The sequence below is a fragment of the Candidatus Methylomirabilota bacterium genome (assembly GCA_035936835.1).
Lineage (GTDB): Bacteria > Methylomirabilota > Methylomirabilia > Rokubacteriales > CSP1-6 > AR37.
In genome coordinates this window covers 1-22,558 of sequence record DASYVT010000148.1, presented here as the reverse complement: position 1 = coordinate 22,558, position 22,558 = coordinate 1, and the positions used below count along the sequence as shown (strand labels likewise).

The following is a 22,558-nucleotide window of genomic DNA, read 5'->3' as shown; positions in this document are numbered from 1 at the left end:
CATGACGTCACCCTACCAGGCATCCAACACGCCCGCGGATCCGAGGCACTCGAGCCGGCTCGGGTTCTTCCAGCGCTTCTACCTGGTCGAGGTGATGCTCGGCCTCAAGCTGACCGGCATCCGCTTCTTCACCAACATGTGGCGGCACACGCTGCACACGGTTTTCGGCGTCAAGAGCGCCCACGGCGCGGTCACCTTTCAGTACCCGGACGAGCGCCGGCCCTACGCGGCGCGGCTCAGGAGCCTCCACCGCCTTGTGAGGCGCGAGGACGGTTCGCCTCGCTGCGTCGCCTGCATGATGTGCGAGACGGTCTGCCCGGCCCACTGCATCTACATCGTGGCCTCGGAGCACCCGAACCCCGAGATCGAGAAGGTGCCCGAGCGCTTCGACATCGACCTCGGCAAGTGCGTCTTCTGCGGCTACTGCGTCGAGGCGTGCCCCGAGGACGCCATCCGCATGGACACGGGCATCCTCGAGTTCTCCTCCTACAGCCGCGGCGGGATGATCTACACGAAGGAGACCTTGCTGGCGCTCGAGCCCGCCGGGCGCGACGGTGCCCCGACCTCGCCCGTGCCCATCCCCGCCGACTGGGGCATGCCCCTCGAGCGGGGCGCACTACCCAAGCGGGGCATGCCCTGATGACGCCGGGACAAATCGCGTTCTGGATCCTCGCGGTGATGGCCGTCGGCTCGGCCGTGGGCGTCGTGCTGAGGCGCAACCCCATCCACAGCGCGCTCTTCCTCGTGGCGCATCTCGCGACGCTGGCCGCGCTCTTCCTCAAGATGCGCGCCGAGTTCCTCGCGGCCGTGCAAGTCATCGTGTACGCCGGCGCCATCGCCGTCCTGTTCGTCTTCGCCATCATGGTGCTGATCCCGGGCAAGGAGGAGACCGGCCCCGACGCGCTGCGCTCGCAGCGCCTGCTTGCCGGCCCTGTGGCGGGGCTCCTGCTCATCCTCCTGGCGGTGATGCTGCGCTCGGCGCTGTTCAAAGGCGAAGCGCCCGCGACGGCCGTGCCCGGCGGCGTGGCCGCGATCGGCCGGGCGCTCTTCACGGACTACCTCTTCCCGTTCGAGGTCACGTCGGTGCTTCTCCTTGTCGCCCTGGTCGGCGTGATGGCCTTGGCCAAGCGCAGGGCGGCGTAGCATGGTCCCCACGTCCGACTACGTCGGGCTCTCGGCCGTCCTCTTCGTCATCGGGGTGCTGGGCGTGCTGGTCCGGCGCGACCCGCTCGTGATCTTCATGTCGATCGAGATCATGCTCAACGCCGCCAATCTCGCCCTCGTGGCCTTCGGCCAGCGCCACGGCTCCGTCGACGGGCAGGTGCTCGTGTTCTTCGTCCTGTGCGTGGCCGCCGCGGAAGTCGCGGTCGGGCTCGCGATCATCGTCGCCATCTTCCGGCTCCGCCGCCGCCTCTCGGTGGACGAGCTGTCGCTGATGCGGGGGTAGCGCCATGGCGCAAACGAAGGCCGCGGTCCCCAGCGCCAGGCTCGACGCCGCGCTGGCCCGGGGACTCCTCACCCAGATGCAGCTGATCCGGCGCTTCGAGGAGAAGGCCGCCGAGATGTACTCGATGGGCAAGATCGGCGGGTTCCTGCACCTCTACATCGGCCAGGAGGCGGTGGCGGTCGGCGCCACGTCCGCGTTGCGCCCGGACGACTACTCGGTGTCGTCGTACCGCGAGCACGGGCACTGCCTTGCCAAGGGCTCCGACCCGAAGCGCATCATGGCCGAGCTCTTCGGACGGCGCGACGGGCTCAGCCACGGCAAGGGCGGCTCGATGCACCTCTTCGACAAGAGCGTCAACTTCCTCGGCGGCCACGGCATCGTCGGAGCCCACCTGCCGCTGGCGGCCGGCGCCGGCTTCGGCATCAAGTACCAGGGCGGCGACCAGGTGGTGCTCTGCTTCTTCGGCGACGGCGCGGTACCGGAGGGCGAATTCCACGAGTCGCTCAACCTCGCGGCGCTCTGGAAGCTGCCGGTGCTCTTCATCTGCGAGAACAACCGCTACGCCATGGGCACGGCCATCCACCGGGCCCTCGCGCAGACGGAGATCTGGCGCTTCGCCGAGACCTACGGCATCCATGGCGAGCCGGTGGACGGCATGGACGTATTGGCGGTGCGCGAGTGCGTCGGGCGGGCCGTCGAGCGGGCGCGGCGGGACCGTTCTCCGGCTCTCATCGAGGCGCGCACGTACCGCTTCCGGGGGCACTCGATGCGGGACCCGGCGGGCGCGGTCTACCGCACCAAGGAGGAGGTCGAGCGCGAAAAGCTGCGCGATCCGATCGACCTCTTCTCCGAGCGCTGCGTGAAGGACGGGGCGCTGACCGCCGCCGACATCAAGATGATCGAGAAGTCCGTGAGCGACCAGGTGGACGAGGCCGTCGCCTTCGCCGAGGCCTCGCCCGTGCCCGCGCCGGAAGAGCTCTTCACAGACGTGTACAAGGACTAGCGCGATGGCCGTCATGACGTATCGCGAAGCGCTCAACCTGGCCTTGAGAGAGGAGATGCGCCGTGACCCGCGCGTCTACGTCATGGGCGAAGAGGTCGGGCTCTACGAGGGCGCCTACAAGGTGACGCAGGGCCTCCTCAAGGAGTTCGGGGAGAAGCGCATCATCGACACGCCGATCTGCGAGTCGGGCTTCACCGGGATCGGCGTGGGCTCGGCCATGCTGGGGCTGCGCCCCGTGATCGAGATGATGACCTTCAACTTCTCCATCCTGGCGCTCGACCAGATCGTCAACTCGGCCGCCAAGCTCTGCTACATGTCGGGCGGGCAGTACAACATCCCGCTGGTCGTGCGGGGTCCCGGCGGACCCGCCTCCCAGCTCGCCGCCCAACACTCCCAGAGCATGGAGACGTACTTCTACCACGTGCCGGGGCTCAAGGTCGTCCGCCCCTCGACGCCGGCCGACGCCAAGGGCCTCCTCAAGTCCGCCATCCGGGACGACAACCCGGTCATCTTCATCGAGTCCGAGACGCTGTACGCCATCAAGGGCGAGGTGCCCGATGACCCGGACTTCCTGGTCCCGCTGGGCGAGGCCGCAATCCGCCGTGAAGGCACCGACGTCACCGTTGTCGCGTACATGGGCATGCTCTACCGCGCCCTCGAGGTCGCCGAGGAGCTCGCCAAGGACGGCATCTCCATCGAGATCGTCGACCCGCGGACCCTGCGCCCGATGGACACGGGCACGATCCTGCGCTCGGTGCGCAAGACCCACCGCTGCGCCGTGATCGAGGCGGGCGCGGGCTTCGCCGGCATGGGGTCGGAAATCGCCGCCACCGTCCAGGAAGAGGCCTTCGACGATCTCGACGCGCCGGTCTGCCGCATCACAGGCGAGAACGCGCCCATGCCCTACGCGCGCAACCTCGAGCTGCTCAAGACCCCCTCCAAAGCCAAGATCGCCGCGGCTATCCGAAAGGTCTGCTCATGATCACCAAGGTCATAATGCCCAAGCTCAGCGAGGCCATGGAGACCGGCAAGGTCATCAAGTGGCTGAAGAAGGAAGGCGATGCCATCAAGGGCGGCGACGTCATCGCCGAGATCGAGACCGACAAGGCCAACGTGGAGATCGAGGCCTTCGGCGGTGGTGTCCTGCGCAAGATCGTCATCCCCGAGGGCGGGCAGGTGCCGGTGGGCGAGCTGATCGGTGTCATCGCCGACGCCGCGGATGACATCGGCGCCGTCGCCTCCGCCGCTCCGTCGCCTCAGGCTTCTGCGCCGGCTCCCGCGTCGGCCGCGCTGCCGGCCATGGAATCCTACCGATCGGTGCCGGAGACGAGCGCCGTGGTGCCGATGGCGGCGGTGTCCTCTGTGGCGGCGCCGGCAGGCGGCAGGGTCAAGGCCTCGCCGCTGGCCCGCAAGGTCGCCGCCCAGTCCGGCGTGGACCTGCGATTGATCCAGGGGACAGGTCCCGGCGGCCGCATCGTGAGGCGCGACGTCGAGTCCGCCGCCGCGTCGCCCCGTCCCGCTGCCGCAGCCGGCCCGAGCCCAGCGGCGCCCGCTGCGGCGCAGGCACGCCCACAGTTCGTGATCCCGCCTCGAACGGGCGCCGAGTTCGAGGACAGGCCGCTCAGCTCGATGCGCGCCATCATCGCCAAGCGCATGCCGCTCTCCAAGGGTCCGGTGCCGCACTTCTACGTCACGTCGGAGGTCTCGATGGACCGCGCCTGGGCGCTCCGCGCCGAGCTGAACGCCCTCGAGGGGCAGCCGAAGGTCTCCGTCACCGACATGATCGTCAAGGCCTGCGCGTCGGCGCTGCTCAAGAACCCAGGCGTGAACGCACAGCTCCAAGGGCAGAGCATCCGCGTCTTCCACCGCGCCCACATCGGCCTCGCCATCGCCCTCGACGAGGGTCTGATCACGGCCGTGCTGCGCAATTGCGACGCCAAGCCGCTCGGGCAGATCGCCGTCGAGGCCCGTGACCTGGCCGAGCGCGCGCGGGGCGGCAAGCTCCGCGCCCAGGAGATCTCCGGAGCGACCTTCTCCATCTCCAACCTCGGCATGTACGACGTCGAGGAGTTCTCGGCCATCATCAACCCGCCCGAGGGCGCCATCCTCGCGGTAGGGTCCGTGCTCGAGAAGCCCGTCGTCGAGGGCGGCCAGCTTCGCGTCGGCCGCCGCATGAAGATGACCATCTCCTGCGACCACCGCGTGATGGACGGCGCCATGGGCGCCCGCTTCCTCCAGGACGTCAAGCGCCTGCTGGAAGAGCCTCTCCGGCTTCTCGTGTAGCGCCGTGGCGAACCAGGCGTTCGACATCGTCGTGGTCGGCACGGGTCCCGGCGGCTACGTCGCCGCGATCCGCTGCGCCCAGCTCGGGCTCTCGGTCGCCGCGGTGGAAGACGACAGGCCCGGCGGCGTCTGCCTCAACTGGGGGTGCATTCCCACCAAGGCCCTCCTGCGCAACGCCGAAATAGTCGACCTCTTTCACCGAGCAGAAGAGTTCGGCATCACGGTCGGGGAATGGCGGGCCGACTACGGCCAGGCGATCCAGCGCTCACGGCGCGTCGCCGACCGCATGGCCAAGGGCGTCGAGTTTCTCTTCCGCAAGAACAAGATCACCCTCGTCGCGGGCGTGGGCTCCCTCAAGTCGAAGAGTGTCGTCGAGGTCAAGGGCAAGGGCGGCGTGGAGATCCTCGAGGCTCGCCGGGCGATCATCCTCGCCACGGGCTCCGAGCCCAAGTCGCTGCCCGGCGTCACCATGGACGAGACCCAGGTGATCTCCTCCAACGGCGCGGTCCGCTCCGAGATCCGGCCCGCCTCGCTGATCGTGATCGGCGCGGGCGCGGTCGGCATGGAGTTCGCCGACATCTACCGCGCCTACGGCGTGGAGGTGACCGTCCTCGAGGCGCTGCCGCGCGTGCTGCCCGTGGAGGACGAGGAGGCGTCGGCCCAGATCGCGCGGCTCTTCACGCGCCGGGGCGTGACCGTGCGCACGGGTGTCAAGGTCGTGAAGGTCACTCCGGGCAAGGGGAGCGTCGCCGTGGAGATCGACGCCGAAGGCAAACGCGAGACGCTCACGGCCGCTCAGGTGCTCATGGCCGTCGGGCGCGCCGCGAGGACGAAGGGTCTCGGGCTCGAAGCCCTCGGCGTGACGACGGACCGCGGTCTCGTGACGGTGTCACCCACGATGGAGACGTCGGTGAACGGCATCTTCGCCGTCGGCGACATGGCGGGGCGCCAGATGCTGGCGCACAAGGCCATGGCCGAGGGCGTGGTCGCGGCCGAGACCATCGCGGGCCGGTCGCCGCGCCCGGTGGACTACGGCAACGTCCCCTCGTGCACCTACTGCCGCCCGCAGGTCGCGTCCATCGGCCTCTCCGAGGCCGCGGCGAAGGCGAACGGACGCGAGGTCAGTGTGGGCCGCTTCCCCTTCACGGCCAACGGCAAGGCGGTGGCGCTGGGAGAGACGGACGGCTTCTTGAAGGTGGTGGCCGACAAGCGGACGGGGGAGATCCTCGGCGTCCACATCGTGGGTCCCGAGGCGACGGAGCTGATCCACGAATTCGCGGTGGGACGAACGCTCGAGGCCACGCTCGAGGAGATCATCCACACCATCCACGCCCACCCGACCCTGTCCGAGGCCTCTCTCGAGGCCACGCTCGCCGCCCTGGGTCAAGCGATACACATCTAACTTTCCAAGCAGCCTGTTAGCGTCGGCGCCGGCTTTCGGCGTCGTAGAGGGCTGCGTCGAGGTTCCGCTGGGCCGCGGCGAAGTCCGGGCGCAGCTCGACCCCAGCCGGAATTCCCGCGCCGCGCCCTCCGGGTCGCCCTGGCGGGCGAGAGCGACGCCGAGGTTGTTGCGCACCTCGGCCGGGTCCCGCGACTGCTTGAGCGCCGCCCGGAATTCCCGGATCGCGCGGGGGAGATCGCCCCGCCGCATGAAGGCGAGCCCCAGCCCCTCGTGCGCCTCGGCGAAGTCGGGCGAGAAGCGCAGCGCCTCCTCGAACTGCTCGATGGACTCGGCGTCGCGCCCCTGGCGCCCCAGCGCGTCGCCCAGGTTCTTGTGCGCCTCGGCCGAGCCCCCTTCCAGGGCGACCGCGCGGCGAAGCTCGGTGACTGCCTCGTCGAACCTACCCTCCTTCATGAGCGCGGTGCCCAGGTAGTTTCGGAAGTGCGGGTTGGCGGGGCTCAGGCGTACCGCCTTGGCGTAGTGCTCGGTCGACTCGGGAAGCCGACCCAGGCGCTCGAGGGCGGCCGCGACCTCGTAGCGTTCCACAGGACCGTCCGGTCGGAGTTCGACGCGGGCTCGCAGGTGAGGCAGGGCTTCGCCGACCCGCCCGCGCCGCACGAGCTCGCGACCCAAGCTTTGGTGAGCGTGCGCGGACGGCGCGGCCCGGAGCGCGCTCGCCCAGAGAGTCTCGGTGTCGTGCCAGACCTGGACCTGGCGCCACGTGAGGGCGCCGAGCACGAGCTCCAGGAGCAGCGGGGCCACGGTGAGCACAGCGACGCGCAGCCTGGGGCGTGAGGCGAGGACCGCGTCGCATTGGCCGAGGAGCGTGGCGCCGAGGAGCGCAGCGCCGAGGAGCACCGCCCACGGCAGCGAAGCGAGGCAGGTGTAGCGGTCAGCGGCGATCTGGCGGCCGGTGTGGAATATGCCGATGACCGGAAGGAGGATCAGCGCCGCCACGCCCGCGGCGCTCAGCACGATCGGAGAGGCGAGAGGATCGAAGGGGATCGGCAGCTCGTAGAGATTCGCGAGCCGAATCGGGAAGATCGACTTCCAGAGGTAGAAGGCGAGTCCGTAGACCGAGACGGCGGCGCGGTCCACCCAGCGCAGTGTGGTCTCTGGCGTCAGGGAGTCTGCGGCAATCGTGGCCCTGAAGGCCCCGATACTTGCCAGCGCACTGAGGGCGAAGAAGGGCAGCTTCTCGAGGAGCGCCCCGCGGGCCTGCGAGGATCCCAGTCCGGCGACGGTGAGGGGGAAGCGGCGGAGGGGATAGATGTCGAGCAGGAGCAGCACCGCGGGCAGGGTGACCGCCATGGACTTCGAGAACAGCGCCACGATGAAGAGCAGAAGGCAGGCCCAGTACCGCCGGCGCCGGGCGGCGGGCCCCCCGCTCGAGTTCTGCTCCCGCCTGAGATAGACGAGGACGGCCAGGAGGTAGAAGAGACCTGAGAGGACGTCCCTCCGCTCCGTGGCCCAGGCCACCGACTCGACCCGCAGCGGGTGAACCGCGAAGACCAGCGCGGCAAGGGCGGCGGAGAGCCGGAGTGGCAGCGGGCGGTCCTTCGCGCCGGGAATCCCCCCCTGCAGCAGGCGGAACGCGATCAGGTAGAAGACGACGGCGTTGGCCGCGTGCAGCAGGAGATTGGTCAGGTGGTACCCGAGCGGGTCGAGGCCGCAGACGACGTAATAGGCGCCGAACGTGATCCAGGTGAGCGAGGCATAGTGCCCGAGGTGGAACGCCGTGAACATCCACTTGAGCTGGGTCCAGCCGGCCCACGATAGGACTCGTTGAGCTGCAAGTTGGGCTCGTCGTCTCAGTCGACGAAGTTGTTCTCGAGCGTGGGCAGGAAGGCGACGAACGTCAGGATGGCGACGGCGCTGGGAAGAGCCAAGGCCTGCAGCCTGGCGATCGTCTCGCGGGAGAAGTCCCAGAGAGCGCCGCCGCGGTGGGGCGCGGCTGCCGTCGGAGCCGGGCCCATCAGCTGTGGGGGCGTGGATGCTCCCCACCATGGCGCGATTCTACCCGCTGGAGCGGACCTTGCCCATCTCTTCCCTCATGGCCGAGCGGCCCGCGAGGGGGGTCTCCTACCGCGGCCCCTTGCCTCGAAGCGACACGAGTTGCTCCAGGTTGTTCCGGGCGTCTCGAAGGTCCGGGTTGAGCCTCAGCGCCTCGCGAAACTGCGCCTCGGCCTCCTCGCTCCGGCCCGCCTTGACCAGCATGAGGCCCAAGTTGTTGCGCGCCTCGGCAGAGCGCGGCTGGAGGGCCACCGCGTCGCGAAAGTGTTCGAGCGCCTCCGCCGTTCGCCCCTGATTGGCAAGCGCAATGGCGAGATTTGTGTGCGCTCCGGCGAGATTGGTGCGCACTTCGGCGGAGTCGGGGCGCAACCGCAGCGCCTCGCGGTAGTGCTCGACCGCTTCCGCCAGACGGCCCTGCCGAGCAAGCGCGAGACCGAGATGCTTGTGGGCGTCCGCGTACGTGGGCAGTCGTTTCACCGCCTCCCGATAGCGCTCGATCGCTTCATCGGTGCGGCCCTGCGCGGCCAGCGCCGCGCCGAGGTTGTTGTAGGGGACCGCCGACCCCGGCATGAGCCGCGCCGCCTCCTCGTAGTGGCTGATTGCCTCCGACAGGCGCCCTTGATCGGCGAGGGCGACGCCGAGGGCGACGTGCCCCGGCCCGTAACTCGGCCTCAGCCGTATCGCCTCCTCGTAGTGCGTGACGGCGTCGGCAATGCGTCCCCGTCCCTCGAGCGGATCCCCGAGGTTCACGTGCGCCACGGCCGACGGAGACGCGCTCACCGCCTGAGTCCATAACGTCTCTGTGTCGTGCCAGACTCCCACCTGCCGCCAGGTCAGGCCGCCGAGGCAGGCACTCAAGACCAGCACGACGGGTAGGATCCGCCAGGCTGCCACTGACACGGGCCGTGTCCGCCGGAGGTGAAGCCAGCCGGCGCCCAGCCCGGCAGCGGCCAGGAGCGCCCAGCCGAGACAAGGCAGGTAGCTGTAGCGGTCGGCCGCGATCTGCGGTCCAGCCTGCACGATGCCGGAGACGGGAAGGAGCATGACGACGTAGCTCGTCCAGACTGCGGCCAGCGCCGGCCAGCGGCGCCGGAGTCCCAGGACCAGCCCTGTGATCGTGAGCACGACGAGTCCGCTGAGCACGAATGAGGGCGCCCACCAACGGATGGACTCTGGCATCTCGTAGAGCGGGGACAGATCCAGGGGCACGACCATCTTCCAGAGGTAGAACGCGAGGGAGAAGTTCGCGACGCTCACGCGCTCGACGATCCCCAGTTGGCTCATCGGCATGAGGCTCTCGGCCTGGCGGGTGGCAAGGATCTGCAGGACCCCGGCGGGGGCGCCGAGGAGGAAGTACGGGATCTTCTCTGCCAACACCCGCCGCTGTCCTGCGTCGGCAAAAATGCCGCGGCCGAGCGCGAGCCGTCCAAGCGGGTAGACGTCGAGCACCAGCAGAATCAAAGGCAGGCTGACCGCCATGGATTTTGACAGCAGCGCGGCGCCGGATGCGGCAATGGACAGACCGTACCAGGCCCGTCCGCCCCGAGCCGCAAGGGCCCGGGCGTCGCACGCGCGGAGATAGGCGAGGATGGCGAGCAGGTAGAAGCACGCACAGAGGACGTCCCGGCGCTCCGTTGTCCACGCCACCGATTCGACCCGCAGCGGATGCAGGGAGAACAGGAGGGCCGCAGCCGCAGCCGCGAGCCGGAGCCCAAGCCATTCCGAGGCGAGGGCGGGGTTTGCCCGCGCCAGGAGTCTCACGGCGATCAGGAAGAAGAGGGCGGCGTTGGCCGCGTGAAGAACCAGGTTCGTCAGGTGATACCCGAAGGGGTCCATGCCCCATACGATGTAATCGAGCCCGAAGGTGACCCACGTCAGGGGGGTGTAGTGTCCCAAGTGGAACGCGGTGAACATCCACTTGAGCTGGGCCCAGTCGAGCCCGCGGTAGGATTCGTTGAGCCGAAAGTTTACGTCATCGTCCCACTCGACGAAGCCGTTCTGGAAGGTGGGCAGGAACGCGAGGAAGGTCAGGACGGCGATGGCAGCGGGGATGGCGACGCGCCGCAGCCTGTTGATCGCTTCGCCGGAGGATGCGGTGAGCCGCCCGCCGCGGAGGCGCGCGGCCGCCGGGGCCGTCGGTCGGCCGCGCGAGTTCCGTGGGCCAAGCTTCCCGATGTCTCCGTCTCCCGCGGCCGCTACCCGTCGGAGCGGACCTTGCCCATCTCCTCTTTCATGGCCGAGCGGCCGGCCTCGAAAGCCCCGACCACGCGGTTGCGCTGCTCCTCGAAGTACTCGCGGCCCTTGCCGAAGAGGTCGCCGGCTTTCTCCTGCGCTTCCTCCGCCGCCGCCTGCGCCTTCTTGAGCCACTCCTGCCCGTGCTCCGTCAAGAGCTCGCGGGCCTCGGTGCCCGTTTTGGGCGTCAGCAGCAGCATCGCCGCCGCGCCTGCGATGGCGCCGAGGAAGAACCAGCCCATGTAGCCTGCCGCGTCCCCACCACGCTCGTCCGACATGATCGCGTCCTCCCTCTCTCTATGTCCTGAGTCTCGACACAAACACGCTGAGCGCCGTCCGGAGGCCTGAGCCAACGTTCGTGACCCCGCGAAATGACGCCAGGCTGTTCGCCACGCCGACCACGCGCGCGATCTTGAGCGAGATGTCCTCCACGCGGCGGACCACGCCGCTGACCCGCTCCAGCTCGCGGTTGGCCGTCTGCGACAGCGCCCGCACGTCCGCCGCCAGCGCCTCGACCTGGCTCGCCAGCGGGCGGATCTCCCGCTCCACCAGCTGCAGCACGATCTCCGCCCGCGCGGTCGCGCGCCTGAAGGTCGCCAGCGTCACGACGAGCGCCACGGTCAGCACCACGGCGCAGATTACCAGCGCGGCCTGGGCCAGCGGAGTCATAGGGCGGGAAGTATGCCAGACGGCGCGTCGCGAAGTCAAACCGGTCAGCGAAAAAGCCGCGCATTCATTGACTTTCCCGGCGACGGGCCTCTATACTCCCCCACAGACAGGAGCGCACCGCCGGGCACTCCCCAGCGTCGGCCACTCCAAGGAGCCGCACCCATGTCCCTCCAGGATCGCTTCGAGGAACTCCACCGCCGCAACGAGGCCGCCGACGCGGCCGGCGGGCCGGAGCGGATCGAGCGCCAGCACAAGGCGGGGAAGAAGACGGCCCGCGAGCGGCTCGAGATCCTCCTCGACAAGGGATCGTTCGCGGAGGTGGACCGCTTCGTGGTCCACCAGAACAATGACTTCGGCATGGACGCCCAGCGCATCCCGGGCGACGGCGTGGTGACAGGCTCGGGGCGCGTCCACGGCCGCCCCGTCTTCGCCTTCGCACAGGACTTCACCGTCTTCGGCGGCTCGCTCTCTGAGGCGTATGCGCGCAAGATCTGCAAGATCATGGACCTCGCCATGAAGACGGGCGTGCCCGTGATCGGACTGAACGATTCCGGCGGCGCGCGGATCCAGGAGGGGGTGGTCTCGCTCGCGGGCTACGCCGACATTTTTCTGCGCAACACGCTGGCCTCGGGCGTCGTGCCGCAGATCTCCGCCGTGATGGGCCCGTGCGCGGGCGGCGCCGTCTACTCGCCCGCCATCACCGACTTCGTCTTCATGGTCAAGCACTCTTCCTACATGTTCGTGACGGGCCCCGACGTCATCAAGGCCGTCACGCACGAGGAGGTCTCCTTCGAGGAGCTGGGCGGCGCGGCGACGCACGGGACGACGTCCGGCGTCGCGCACTTCGCCGCGGAGAGCGAGGAGGAGTGCCTGGCGCTGATCCGCGAGCTCATGACCTTCCTGCCTCAGAACAACCTGGAAGACCCGCCCGTGCGGCCTACGACCGACCCCGCGGACCGCGTGGATGAGGAGATGCAGACGGTCGTCCCCGACCAGCCGAACAAGCCGTACGACATCAAGGACATCGTTCAGCCGGTGCTCGACGACCGGTACTTCTTCGAGGTGCACGCCGGTTACGCGCCCAATATCGTGGTCGGCTTCGGGCGGCTCGGCGGCAGGCCGGTCGGCGTCGTCGCCAACCAGCCCGCGCACCTGGCCGGCTGTCTCGACATCAGCGCGTCCCTGAAGGCCGCGCGCTTCGTGCGATTCTGCGACTGCTTCAACATTCCGCTCGTCACCTTCGAGGACGTGCCCGGCTTCCTGCCCGGGACGGCGCAGGAGTTCGGCGGCATCATCAAGCACGGGGCGAAGCTCTTGTACGCCTACTGCGAGGCGACGGTGCCCAAGCTGACCGTCATCACGCGCAAGGCCTACGGCGGCGCGTACTGCGTCATGTCCTCCAAGCACATCCGGGGCGACGTCAACTTCGCCTTTCCGACCGCCGAGATTGCCGTCATGGGTCCCGACGGGGCGGTGAGCATCCTGTACAAGCGGGAGATGGACGCGGCGACGGACCCGGCGAAGCTCAAGGACGAGAAGACCCGCGAGTACCGGGAGAAGTTCGCAACTCCCTACGCCGCGGCGGAGCGCGGGTACATCGACGAGGTCATCGAACCCAGGGACACCCGCCGCCGGCTGATCCAGGCGCTCGAGGTCCTGCACACCAAGCGGGACTCGAACCCGCCGCGCAAGCACGGGAACATTCCGCTATGAAGCATGGGCCGCTATGAGGCATGGGCCGCTATGAGGCATGGGCCGCTATGAAGCCTGCTCTGCGTCGGAGTCCGCTATGATACCCGAAGAAAAGAAGCGGCTCGACGACGCGAGGCGTGAGTGGGAAGCGCGGACGCTCAAGCCCGCGCTCGAGAAGTCGCCCGACAGGCCGGGGCTCTTCGCGGGATCCGACGGCGCGCCGCTCGAGCGCGTGTACACGCCGGAGCACACGGCGGCCCAGGACTACGTTCGCGACGTGGGTTTCCCGGGTGAACACCCGTACACGCGCGGTGTACAGCCCACGATGTACCGCGGCAGGCTCTGGACCATGCGCCAGTACGCGGGCTTCGGCTCAGCGGTCGAGACCAACCGGCGCTATCGCTACCTCCTCGAACAGGGGCAAACGGGGCTCTCGGTCGCCTTCGACCTCCCGACGCAGATGGGCTACGACGCCGACGACGCGATGGCGAAGAGCGACGTGGGCAAGGTCGGCGTGTCCATCTCGAGCCTGGAGGACATGGAGGAGCTCTTCGCGGGCATCCCGCTCGATCGCGTGTCCACCTCCATGACCATCAACGCCACGGCCGCGATCCTCCTGTGTCTGTACATCGCCGTGGCGGAGAAGCAGGGGATCGCGCCGGACAGGCTCTCCGGCACCGTCCAGAACGACATCCTCAAGGAGTACATCGCGCGCGGCACGTACATCTACCCACCGGCGCCGTCCATGCGGCTCATCACCGACATGTTCGCCTTCTGCAAGGGCCGCGTGCCGCGCTGGAACACGATCTCCATCTCCGGCTACCACATCCGCGAGGCCGGCTGCACGGCGGCGCAGGAGGTGGGTTTCACGCTCGCCAACGCCGTTGCCTACGTCACGGCCGCGCGGGCGGCGGGGCTCGAGGTGGACGAGTTCGCGCCGCAGCTGTCCTTCTTCTTCAATGCCCACAACCACCTCCTCGAGGAGGTGGCGAAGTTCCGCGCGGCCCGCCGCCTCTGGGCGCGGATCATGACTGAGCGCTTCGGGGCTCGGGACCCGCGCTCATGCACGCTGCGCTTCCACGCGCAGACGGCGGGCAGCATGCTGACGGCACAGCAGCCCGAGAACAACATCGTGCGGGTCGCGGTGCAGGCCCTGGCGGCCATCCTCGGCGGGTGCCAGTCGCTGCACACCAACTCGATGGACGAGGCCCTCGCGCTGCCCACCGAGGCCTCCGTGCGCGGAGCGCTTCGCACCCAGCAGGTGCTCGGCTACGAGTCCGGCGTCGCCGACACCGCGGACCCGCTGGGAGGCTCCTACGCGGTGGAAGCCATGACCCGCAGGATCGAAGAGGAGGCCGAGACCTACATCGCCAAGATCGACGGCCTCGGCGGCTCCGTCAGCGCCATCGGCTTCATGCAGCGCGAGATCCAGGAGTCGGCGTACCGCTACCAGCAGGACGTCGAGTCGAAGGCGCGCATCGTCGTGGGCGTCAACGAGTTCGTCATGGACGAGCCGCCGCCCAGCGGCCTCTTCCAGATCGATCCCGCGGTCAGCGCGGCGATGGCCGAGCGCCTGGATCGCCTCAGGCGCACCCGCGACGCAGGGGCCGCGGCGCGCGCGCTCGAGGCCGTGGATCGGGCCGCGCGCGGCCGCGACAACCTCATCCCGTTCATCCTCGACGCCGTCCGCGCGAAGGTGACCCTCGGGGAGATCTGCCACGCGCTGCGGAAGGTCTTTGGTGTCCACCAGCCGTCGGTCGTCTTCTAGGACCGCCGCGGCGCTTTCTAGGGCCGCCGCCGCGCTCGCTCTGGCCGCGTTGGTGCTGGCGGAGCCGGCCCACGCGGGGATCGCGGACCAGGTCGGCGCCACCTTCGGCCTGATGCTCCAAGACGTCGTCACGGCGTTCCCGCCCGTCGAAGGTCTGGTGGTGCAGGTGGACGGCGAGAGCATCTATATGGACCTGGCCAAGAAGAACGGCGTGCTCGCCGGCCAGGAGTTCACCGTCTTCCGAAAAGGCGAGGTCTTCCACCACCCGACCTCGGGCAAGCCGCTCGGCCGGTACGAGGAAGTCTTGGGCTACGCCCAGGTGCAGCGCGTAGAGGCGACCTTCTCCGAGGCCGGATTCGTCCCCATCGAGGGCCGGCCGCAGCCCCGGCCCGAGGACGGCGTGCGCATCACGCGCGGCCGCATTCGCGTCGCTGTCGTGCCGCCGGTCGACCTGACGGCGGCCAAGGCCGACTTGCGCCGCGTGCCCTTCATGCTGGCGCTGGCCATGGACCAGACCCGCCGTTTCCAGAGCGTGGACTCGGGGCAGGTCAACGAGGCGCTGCTCAACAGCAAGACGAAGGGCGAGGAGATGCTGGTGCGCCCGGACCGGGCCGTGGCGCTCGGCAAGTCCCTCGACTTGACAGCGTGGCTGGTGCCGGTGCTGATCGAGCGTCGGGGCGTCGTGTACCTCGACGTGACGTTTATATCGGCCGTCACGGGCGCCGCGCTCTTCTCCAGGCGGCAGGCTCTCTCCAAGTCCGAGGGCGCGGCCGACCAGCGCTTCCCGTGGGAGCCGCGCCCCGAGGACTGACCCGCGCCGAATCTGCTATGCTTGAGACCCCATGAACGCCACCGCGCTCCGTCTCTTGGCCGGCCTGGCGCTGGCCGCGGCCTTCGTCGCCGGCTGCGGGGAGCTGCCGAGCCTGCGGGAGCTGGCGGGACTGCCCAAGGATTCCGATCCCAGCGTCGGCATCAAGGCGGCGGAGAACAAGTGGCTCCTCATCAAGAACCCCCGCTTCGGCGACGTGGCGAGCGAGCCCGAGTACATCTGGGTGGAGGACGACAAGGTTCCCACCACCATGGGCACGCTGATCTTTGGTAAGGACAGCCTCATCGCGCCGCCGGAGATCGTGGCCAAGTACGGCGCGCCCCCGGGCGGCGGCCGCATCAGCCCGCGCCAGAAGATGGCGGTGTCCGTCGAGGCCGCGCCCCCGCCGCCGAAGCCCGGCGCGGCGGCCGCCAAGGGCGGCGCCACCCAGCCGGCCGGCGCGCCCACGCTGCCGGCCAACCGCGGCTTCGTGGTGTTCGTGGACACGAGCCGGGTCGTGATCGACCTCAACGGCAAGGACGGCGTCAGGCCGGGCGCCCAGGTCAGCGTGCGCCGAGACAAGATCGCCATCGTCCACCCCGTCACCGGTGAGCTCCTGGGCGAGCTGGACGAGGAGGTCGCCACGGGCCGCGTGACCGAGGTCAGGGACAAGTTTTCCGTGGTCGAGCTGTCGAGCGTCTCCTCAGGCAACCAGGTCAAGGTCAAGGACCGGGTCGTTATTCGTTGATCCACCCCTTGGCGCTGATCCACCCACGCCAGTGAAAGCCCCGACGCCGCTGGAGGCGCTCCTCAAGGAGCGCGTCGCCCTGGCCGTGGGCCCCGAGATGCGTGCCATCGAGGAGGCCATCGCGCGCGAGCTCGCCTCCCCCGTCGGCCTGATCCACGAGATGGGCGAGTTCATCGCCGGCGCCGGCGGCAAGCGGCTCCGGCCGATCCTCTTGCTGATGGCGGCGCGCGTGGCGGGCTACGGCGGCCCGCGCGCGGTGCGCATGGGATGTGTGGTCGAGCTCCTGCACACGGCGACCCTCATCCACGACGACGTCGTGGACCAGGCGCCGCTCCGGCGCGGCCACCCCTCGGCCAACGCGCGCTGGGGCGACGACGCCTCCATCCTCGTCGGCGACCACCTCTACTCGAAGTCTTTCGCCCTCATGGTCGAGGACGGCGACGCGGCCGTGCTCGAGACTCTCGCGCGCGCCACCGTCTCGATGACGGAGGCCGAGGTGCTGCAGCTCGAGCGGAAGCGGAGCGGCACCGCGAGCGAGGCCGACTACCTGCGCATCATCACCCAGAAGACGGCGTCCTTCATCTCGGCCTGCTGCCGGATCGGCGCGCTCCTGGCGAAGGCGCCCGAGGACCGCGTCGAGGCGCTCACCCGCTACGGGCTCCACATCGGCATCGCCTTCCAGATCAGCGACGACTCGCTCGACTTCGTCGCCGACCAGGTGCGCCTGGGCAAGGCGGTAGGCGCCGATTTGAAGGAAGGCAAGCGGACACTGCCGCTCATCGCGACGCTCGAGCGCGCCAGCCCTGCCGAGCGCGACAGGATACAGTCCGTGCTCAAGCGGCACGCCGTCGGCCCGGGCGAGTTCGAGGAGATCCGCCTGCTGGTCGAGCGCTACGGCAGCGTCGAGTACGCGCAGGCGCGCGCGCAGGACTACTCCCGGAGCGCCAAGGAGGCTCTCGCCGCCTTCCCCGACGGCGAGGACAAAGACACGCTGCTCCTCGTCGCCGACTACGTGGTGGATCGCGACAAGTAGCCGCGGTTTCAGGAAGACCGGTTTTAGGAAGACGAAGACGACGACGACGAGGAGGAGGAGCCGGACGCCTTGGGCTTGGGAGCCGGCTCGCTCTTGGTTTTCTCTGTCTTGGGCTTCTCGGAAGGGGAGGGCGTCGGCTGGGCCGTGCTAGACTTCTCTCCGGCGGGGCTCGGGGCCGCCTTGGCCGAGTCGCCCGCCGCCGGGGCCGAATCACCCGCCGCCGGGGCCGATTCACCCGATGTCGACTCCGACTTGGACGCCTTCTTGCGGGACTCGGACGGGTAGTCGGTGACGTACCAGCCGCCCCCCTTCAGGATGAACGGGGTGGCCGACAGGAGCCGGTGGATGGGCCCGCCGCACCGTTCGCAGACCTCGAGCATGGGCTCGGTGATCCGCTGCTTCACCTCGAAAACGCGGGGGCACTTCGGGCATTCGTACTCGTAGGTCGGCACAACCATGAAGGTTAACAGGGCGGAAACGACCCTGTCAAGACTAGGCGCCGCGCGCGGCCCGCTCCTTGTCATCGCGGCACTCGTGCTCGTGTCGGGCTGCGCCTCCAAGCAGGACGAAGAGGTGCGGAAGCTCCAGGCCAGGGCGACGTACGAGCAGGCCGTGCGCAACCTGAGCGACAACCGGCTGGCGCTCGGCATGGCGGCGCTCAGGGAGGCTCTCCAGCTCGACCCCGAGAACGCGCAATACCACAACACGCTCGGGCTGGTCCTGCTGAACCTGGGCCGACCTGTCGACGCGCAGGCTGAGTTCCAGACGGCGATTGGCCTCGAGAAGACCAGCCCGGACCTGCAGCACAACCTCGGCATCGCTCTGGCCCAGCAGAACCGCTTCGACGACGCCATCGCCGCCTACAAGAAGGCGCTGACCTACCCCACCTATACGACGCCCGAGGTCGCCTACTACAACATGGGCGAGGCGTACATCAGGCTGGGCAAGCCGCAGGAGGCGCAGGAGTCCTTCCGGGCCGCCATCCAGGTCGAGCCGACCATGGTCGCGGCCCACTACGGGCTCGGCCTCGCGCTCTCCCAGGGCGGGCGGCAGGACGAGGCCAAGGCCGCCTTCAGGCAGGCCAGGGACCTCGACCCGGCCTCACCCTTCTCCGAGCTGGCCAAGAATGCCCTCAGGCAGCTTGGCGACGGGGGCTGAAGCGCCAAACGTATGGCGAGTCATTGCGCCCTTTTCGCTTGACGGGGTCGGTCCACCCGGGGTACAAGTGTCAAGTCGTAGAAAGGCCGCAGCCGAAGCGCCGTTGTCGCGCGGACGTGATCACTGGCAGGACGCACCGTGTGCAGCACGTGGTTCACTCACACCATGAGGAGGCGATAATGAGAAGGATTCTGTTCCTTTCTCTCGCCCTGATGGCACTCCTCGGCTTCGTCGCGCCCCCTGACCTCCTTGCTCAGGCGGCGGCGCCCCAGCCGAAGTTCACCATCACGGGTTTCATCGACAACGTCGGCACGTGGACTCAGAACATGAGCATCTCCGACCTCAACGTCAACCGCAACAGGGACCACCAGATGTACGGCCGCACCCGCGGCCGGTTCGACATCATCGGCGAAGTCGGCTCGGCCAAGGGAGTGTTCGGATTCGAGATCGACTCCTATTGGGGCCAGACGGGCTTCATCGACAGCAACAACGGCCCGGGTTGCGCCTCCGCTTCGTCGATCTCGACGCTTCAGTGCGGCGCCGTCGGCAACGGCGCCGAGTCCTCGTTCGACCTGAACACGGACACGCAGGGCAACTTCCAGGTCAAGTGGCTGTACGTCGAGTTCCCGCTGCCGCTCGTGCCGTTCTCGACGATCGCCCGGCTCGGTGGGCAGCCCTTCGCCACGGCCGCCAACTACAAGCTGGCGACCTACGCCAACGGCGATTTCCCGGGCGTGAACCTCTACACCACGTTCAGCCCGACCTTCAAGCTGCAGATGACCTACGTCGCGATCGACGAGAACCTGCTGGGCAAGGGGAGCGCTCCCTTCGGCCCGTTCGCCAACTCGCTGAACGCCCCCGGCACCGCGACCTTCAACAACAAGTGCCAGACCGCTACTGCGACGCTGGCGAACTGCACACCGCAGTCGCGCGGTGACAACTTCGCGCTCATCGGAAGCCCCGAGATCACGGTTATGAAGGGGCTCGACATCAAGCCGATGTACTCGTACGCCTTCTTCAACGGGCTCACCAGCGGCTCGGCCCGCCAGGGCCGCGGCGGCGTGTCGACCCTGGCCGGTGGTCCGTTCGCTCCGATCGCCTCTGCGAACGCCAACGGCAGCTCTGGCGTCGGCGGCAACGACGGCGCGGGCACGGGCGTGCACGAGTACCGCCACACCGTCGGCTTGGACGCCAGGTGGCGCTCGGGCCCGTTCTCGCTTGACCCGACGATCCTCTACCAGTTCGGTACCCAGGCGAAGTGGCTCCAGGACTTCGCCGGCGTTGCCGCCTGCGGTGCCGCCTGTAGCAACCCGTACGGCACGGTCGGCACGCGGAAGTCGGCCGACATTAACGCCTGGCTTGGCGACATTCGCACCAGCTTCCAGTTGGGTCCGCTGCTCCTTTCCCACATGGTTATGTGGACCACGGGGCAGGACGCGAAGAGCAACCCGTACAAGAGCATCAAGTACTTCACTCCGCTCGATACGGACACCTCGTACCTGGCTGACTGGGGCACGCAGATCATGTCCCTGGGCGTGGACTACTACCAGATCCTCTGCTCCAATACCGCGGCCTGTGGCTCGAACCCCGGCACGGCCATTGGCTGGGACAAGTACGGCCGCGTCAGCACCGGCGTGAAGGCCAGCTACGCGATCACGCCCGCGCTCACCGTCGGCGCCGGCATAACCCCGAACTGGACGTGGAACAAGGTGGACACCGACGCCTTCGTCGTGGCGGGCAGCGGTCTCCAGCCTAACTTCGTCTGCCGGAAGACCCTGATCAACTGCCGGCCTCAGGGTGAGAGCAACTACCTCGGGACGGAGTTTAACGCGGCCCTCACGTACCGCTTCGCGCCGGGCCTGGTGTTTGACTGGGCCGTCGGCTACCTGGAGACCGGCAACGCAATGTCCCACCGGTATATCGGTGGCACCTACAACGCCGGCGCCAACTTGCCGGTCCGCAAGGACATCGGCGTCGAGCCCATCGCGATCTCGACGGCTCGCGTCCGCTTCAGCTTCTAGGACGCGCGCTTCGGCAGTACGCGGGCCCGGGGGGCACAACCCCCCGGGCCCGTAGTCTTTTCCCCCATTGCTTGCCCTGTGCCCCGGGGGTCGGTATCATGGCGCCATGATCCGCGTCACCCTGTCTCTCCTCCTGCTGGCTCTGGGCGCCGTGCCGGCCTGGGCCCAGTCTCCTCCGCCCGCAGTCGGGCCGGCGCCCACCCCGATCACGTCGCTCGTGGCCCAGGTCACGGCGCTCTTCCCCAAGGTCGAGGGTGACGTGTTAAAGGTGGAGGGCCCCCAGGTAACGCTGTCCATAGGCCAGCGGGACGGAGTCGTGGCGGGGGTGGAATTGGTGGTCGTCCACGAGGGGGACGAGCTGAAGCACCCCAAGACCGGCGAGGTCCTCGGCAGGAAGGAGGAGACGGTGGGGCGGGTGAGAGTGGAGGAAGTCGCCGAGGCCTACTCCGTCGCCCGGGTCACCACGAGCAGGGGCAGCGGGATCGCCCCCGGGGACAAGGCGCGCGTGTCGGCCGGCAAGATCCGCCTCACGGTGCTGCCGCTGTCCACGGGCGTGAGAGACAACCTGGTCGAAGCGGCCGTCCAGGAGCTGGTAGATGGGCTCACGCGCACGGGGCGCTTCAGCGTGGGCATGGGCGACTCCCTCGGCGTGGCCCTTGCGCAGCAGGGCGTCAAGCCCGAGGACGCCCTCGAAGGCAAGGGGCTCAAGCAGGTCGCCGATCGCTTCAAGGTCGAGAACGTCCTCGTCGTCCACTTCAAGCGGGTCGAGACCAAGCCCTACATGGACGTGCGCCTCTACGAGCTGCCCCGCGCGGAGGCCGCGCTCTCCACGGCCTTCTTCGTGCCGCCCTCGATCCGCCCGACCACCCAGGGCAGCCGGTTCTCCCAGGGCGGTCTCGCCAACCCGCCGCAGGCCAAGCAGCGCTCGCTCCTGTCGCGGCTCCTCGGGCGCGAGCTCGAAGCGGGCTCCTACTCGAGCGGCGAGAACAGCATTCCGCTGAAAGAGGTGGCCAAGTTCCCCTTCGCCGTCGTGGCCATCGACGTGGGCATCATGCCCAAGGACAAGATCCCGCGTATGGTGGTCAGCGACGGTGACAAGGTCTACATGTACAAGGTCGTGGGCACGAAGCTCGAGCCCGAGTGGTCCATGTCGGTGCGCTCCCGGGGCCGGGTCTTCTCCATCTACTTGGTGGACCTGGACGGCGACGGCGTTTTCGAGGTGCTCGGCAACCGGCACGACCCGGAGAGCGGCCTCAACTCCTTCATCCTCGGCGTCAAGGACGGCAAGCCCCGCTTCCTTCAAGACAGCATCGAGGAGTTCCTCTTCGCCGTGGACATCAAGGGCGAGGGACACAAGCAGACCGTCTGGACCCAGCGCTTCAGCAGGGAGAAGTTCTTCACCCAAGGCCAGGCCGAGCAGATGGCCTGGAAGAACGGCAAGCTCGTCACCGACAAGGCGGTGCGAGTGCACTCGGCCTTCAGGCCCATGGGGGCGGTCTTCTCCAACATGAACGGCAAGGACTCGCGGGTGCTCGCCTTCATCGACGAATACAACCGGCTCCAGATGGCCACCGAGGGCGAGGACATCTGGCGCTCAGGGACGGCTGTCGGCGGCGGCGCCGTCACCATCGAGCAGGACACGGGTATCGTCACGGCCCGGGTCCGGCGGACGGCCTTCTACAAGATCGAGCCGACGCCGCTCGCCATAGATCTCGACGGCGATGGGGTGGACGAGATCATCGTCCCCCAGAACATCGTCAAGGAAGGGCTCATCGCCGTCATCTTCAAAGGGCCCGCGGGCTTCAGGCTGCAGTCCATCGACACGGGCTTCGAGGGCACCATCACGGCGCTGGGCGGCTTCAAGACGGACGACGCCACCCAGCCGACCATCATCGCCACCGTCGTCCGCTACAAAAACATCTTCAAGGGTGCGGCCGAGACCCAGGTCATCATGACCGTCCCGCAGGAGTAGTCTGCTCTGCCCACGGTTGCCCCGATGATCGGCCCCCTCGCCTTTGGCCCCCTCACCCTACCCTCTCCCCCGCGACGGGGGAGAGGGTTTCGTTTTCCCCGCCCCCCTCTCCCCTCAGGGGAGAGGGGGGCGACTGTCTTAGGTGTCAAGCGTGCTGAGCCATGACGAGGGCCCAGCGGGTGTGATGCTTGAGCATCGCGTTGAGGATCGTGAGCAGCTTGCGCATGCAGGCCGTGAGGGCGACCTTGGGCGCCTTGCCCGCGGCGCGCA

At 68.6% G+C, this 22,558-nt stretch carries 22 protein-coding genes; 16 read left to right on the top strand and 6 right to left on the bottom strand.

Features of this window, described 5'->3' with window-relative positions:
- The first annotated feature begins 1 nt into the window (after nt 1).
- From VGV06_13325 to VGV06_13290, 8 genes are all read left to right on the top strand, one after another.
- Complete coding sequence (locus VGV06_13325) at nt 2–640, top strand: NADH-quinone oxidoreductase subunit I (GenBank protein ID HEV2056134.1); 639 nt, start codon at nt 2–4, stop codon at nt 638–640.
- Complete coding sequence (locus tag VGV06_13320; GenBank protein ID HEV2056133.1) at nt 640–1,143, top strand: NADH-quinone oxidoreductase subunit J; 504 nt, start codon at nt 640–642, stop codon at nt 1,141–1,143. Before VGV06_13325 ends, VGV06_13320 begins: the two co-directional genes overlap by 1 nt.
- A 1-nt stretch (nt 1,144) precedes the next feature.
- A complete protein-coding gene (gene nuoK / locus VGV06_13315) occupies nt 1,145–1,447 on the top strand; it encodes an NADH-quinone oxidoreductase subunit NuoK (GenBank protein ID HEV2056132.1) in 303 nt (100 codons plus the stop codon).
- A 4-nt stretch (nt 1,448–1,451) separates the two neighbouring features.
- On the top strand, nt 1,452–2,450 hold the full coding sequence (pdhA, locus tag VGV06_13310; GenBank protein HEV2056131.1) for a pyruvate dehydrogenase (acetyl-transferring) E1 component subunit alpha: 999 nt from the start codon (nt 1,452–1,454) through the stop codon (nt 2,448–2,450).
- A gap of 4 nt (nt 2,451–2,454) precedes the next feature.
- A complete protein-coding gene (locus tag VGV06_13305; protein ID HEV2056130.1) occupies nt 2,455–3,432 on the top strand; it encodes a pyruvate dehydrogenase complex E1 component subunit beta in 978 nt (325 codons plus the stop codon).
- A 14-nt stretch (nt 3,433–3,446) separates the two neighbouring features.
- The gene (locus VGV06_13300; GenBank protein HEV2056129.1) at nt 3,447–4,733 is read left to right on the top strand and encodes a dihydrolipoamide acetyltransferase family protein; all 1,287 of its coding nucleotides are present in this window, start codon (nt 3,447–3,449) and stop codon (nt 4,731–4,733) included.
- 4 nt (nt 4,734–4,737) lie between these two features.
- Nucleotides 4,738–6,135, top strand: coding sequence for a dihydrolipoyl dehydrogenase (gene lpdA, locus VGV06_13295; protein ID HEV2056128.1), 1,398 nt, complete (start codon nt 4,738–4,740; stop codon nt 6,133–6,135).
- Nucleotides 6,136–6,405: 270 nt separating this feature from the next.
- Nucleotides 6,406–6,969 carry a hypothetical protein gene (locus tag VGV06_13290; GenBank protein HEV2056127.1) on the top strand — a complete coding sequence of 188 codons (564 nt, stop codon included), beginning with the start codon at nt 6,406–6,408 and terminating at the stop codon, nt 6,967–6,969.
- Between the two features lie 1,016 nt (nt 6,970–7,985).
- On the opposite strand, the gene VGV06_13285 is transcribed toward VGV06_13290, so the two are convergent.
- The 4 genes from VGV06_13285 to VGV06_13270 all read right to left on the bottom strand — a co-directional run bounded on the left by VGV06_13285 (nt 7,986) and on the right by VGV06_13270 (nt 11,088).
- Entirely contained in the window at nt 7,986–8,150 is a 165-nt protein-coding gene (locus VGV06_13285; protein HEV2056126.1) for a hypothetical protein, read from the bottom strand.
- A gap of 106 nt (nt 8,151–8,256) precedes the next feature.
- Entirely contained in the window at nt 8,257–10,101 is a 1,845-nt protein-coding gene (locus tag VGV06_13280) for a tetratricopeptide repeat protein (protein ID HEV2056125.1), read from the bottom strand.
- Nucleotides 10,102–10,382: 281 nt separating this feature from the next.
- Nucleotides 10,383–10,697 carry a YtxH domain-containing protein gene (locus VGV06_13275; GenBank protein ID HEV2056124.1) on the bottom strand — a complete coding sequence of 105 codons (315 nt, stop codon included), beginning with the start codon at nt 10,695–10,697 and terminating at the stop codon, nt 10,383–10,385.
- A gap of 19 nt (nt 10,698–10,716) precedes the next feature.
- Complete coding sequence (locus VGV06_13270; GenBank protein HEV2056123.1) at nt 10,717–11,088, bottom strand: hypothetical protein; 372 nt, start codon at nt 11,086–11,088, stop codon at nt 10,717–10,719.
- 162 nt (nt 11,089–11,250) lie between these two features.
- On the opposite strand from VGV06_13270, the gene VGV06_13265 reads away from it, so the two are divergent.
- The 5 genes from VGV06_13265 (at nt 11,251) to VGV06_13245 (ending at nt 17,137) form a co-directional block, all read left to right on the top strand.
- Nucleotides 11,251–12,801 carry an acyl-CoA carboxylase subunit beta gene (locus tag VGV06_13265; GenBank protein HEV2056122.1) on the top strand — a complete coding sequence of 517 codons (1,551 nt, stop codon included), beginning with the start codon at nt 11,251–11,253 and terminating at the stop codon, nt 12,799–12,801.
- Nucleotides 12,802–12,877: 76 nt separating this feature from the next.
- On the top strand, nt 12,878–14,548 hold the full coding sequence (locus VGV06_13260; protein ID HEV2056121.1) for a methylmalonyl-CoA mutase family protein: 1,671 nt from the start codon (nt 12,878–12,880) through the stop codon (nt 14,546–14,548).
- Nucleotides 14,520–15,359: a hypothetical protein gene (locus VGV06_13255; GenBank protein HEV2056120.1), complete on the top strand. Its 840-nt coding sequence runs from the start codon at nt 14,520–14,522 to the stop codon at nt 15,357–15,359. Before VGV06_13260 ends, VGV06_13255 begins: the two co-directional genes overlap by 29 nt.
- A 31-nt stretch (nt 15,360–15,390) precedes the next feature.
- Nucleotides 15,391–16,104 (top strand): hypothetical protein, encoded by a 714-nt coding sequence (locus tag VGV06_13250; protein HEV2056119.1) that lies wholly within the window; start codon nt 15,391–15,393, stop codon nt 16,102–16,104.
- A 31-nt stretch (nt 16,105–16,135) separates the two neighbouring features.
- Nucleotides 16,136–17,137, top strand: a complete 1,002-nt coding sequence (locus VGV06_13245) for a polyprenyl synthetase family protein (protein HEV2056118.1) — start codon at nt 16,136–16,138, stop codon at nt 17,135–17,137.
- Between the two features lie 23 nt (nt 17,138–17,160).
- Here the strand turns inward: VGV06_13245 and VGV06_13240 are convergent, their stop codons facing one another.
- Complete coding sequence (locus tag VGV06_13240; GenBank protein HEV2056117.1) at nt 17,161–17,595, bottom strand: FmdB family zinc ribbon protein; 435 nt, start codon at nt 17,593–17,595, stop codon at nt 17,161–17,163.
- Here VGV06_13240 and VGV06_13235 point away from each other — a divergent pair.
- The 3 genes from VGV06_13235 to VGV06_13225 all read left to right on the top strand — a co-directional run bounded on the left by VGV06_13235 (nt 17,594) and on the right by VGV06_13225 (nt 22,288).
- Nucleotides 17,594–18,295: a tetratricopeptide repeat protein gene (locus VGV06_13235; protein ID HEV2056116.1), complete on the top strand. Its 702-nt coding sequence runs from the start codon at nt 17,594–17,596 to the stop codon at nt 18,293–18,295. The genes VGV06_13240 and VGV06_13235 overlap by 2 nt on opposite strands.
- 179 nt (nt 18,296–18,474) lie before the next feature.
- Entirely contained in the window at nt 18,475–20,316 is a 1,842-nt protein-coding gene (locus tag VGV06_13230; GenBank protein HEV2056115.1) for a hypothetical protein, read from the top strand.
- Between the two features lie 106 nt (nt 20,317–20,422).
- Nucleotides 20,423–22,288, top strand: a complete 1,866-nt coding sequence (locus VGV06_13225) for a hypothetical protein (protein HEV2056114.1) — start codon at nt 20,423–20,425, stop codon at nt 22,286–22,288.
- Nucleotides 22,289–22,433: 145 nt separating this feature from the next.
- Here VGV06_13225 and VGV06_13220 read toward each other — a convergent pair.
- Nucleotides 22,434–22,558 (bottom strand): IS110 family transposase (locus VGV06_13220; GenBank protein HEV2056113.1); only part of this gene is annotated, 125 nt, incomplete at its 5' end.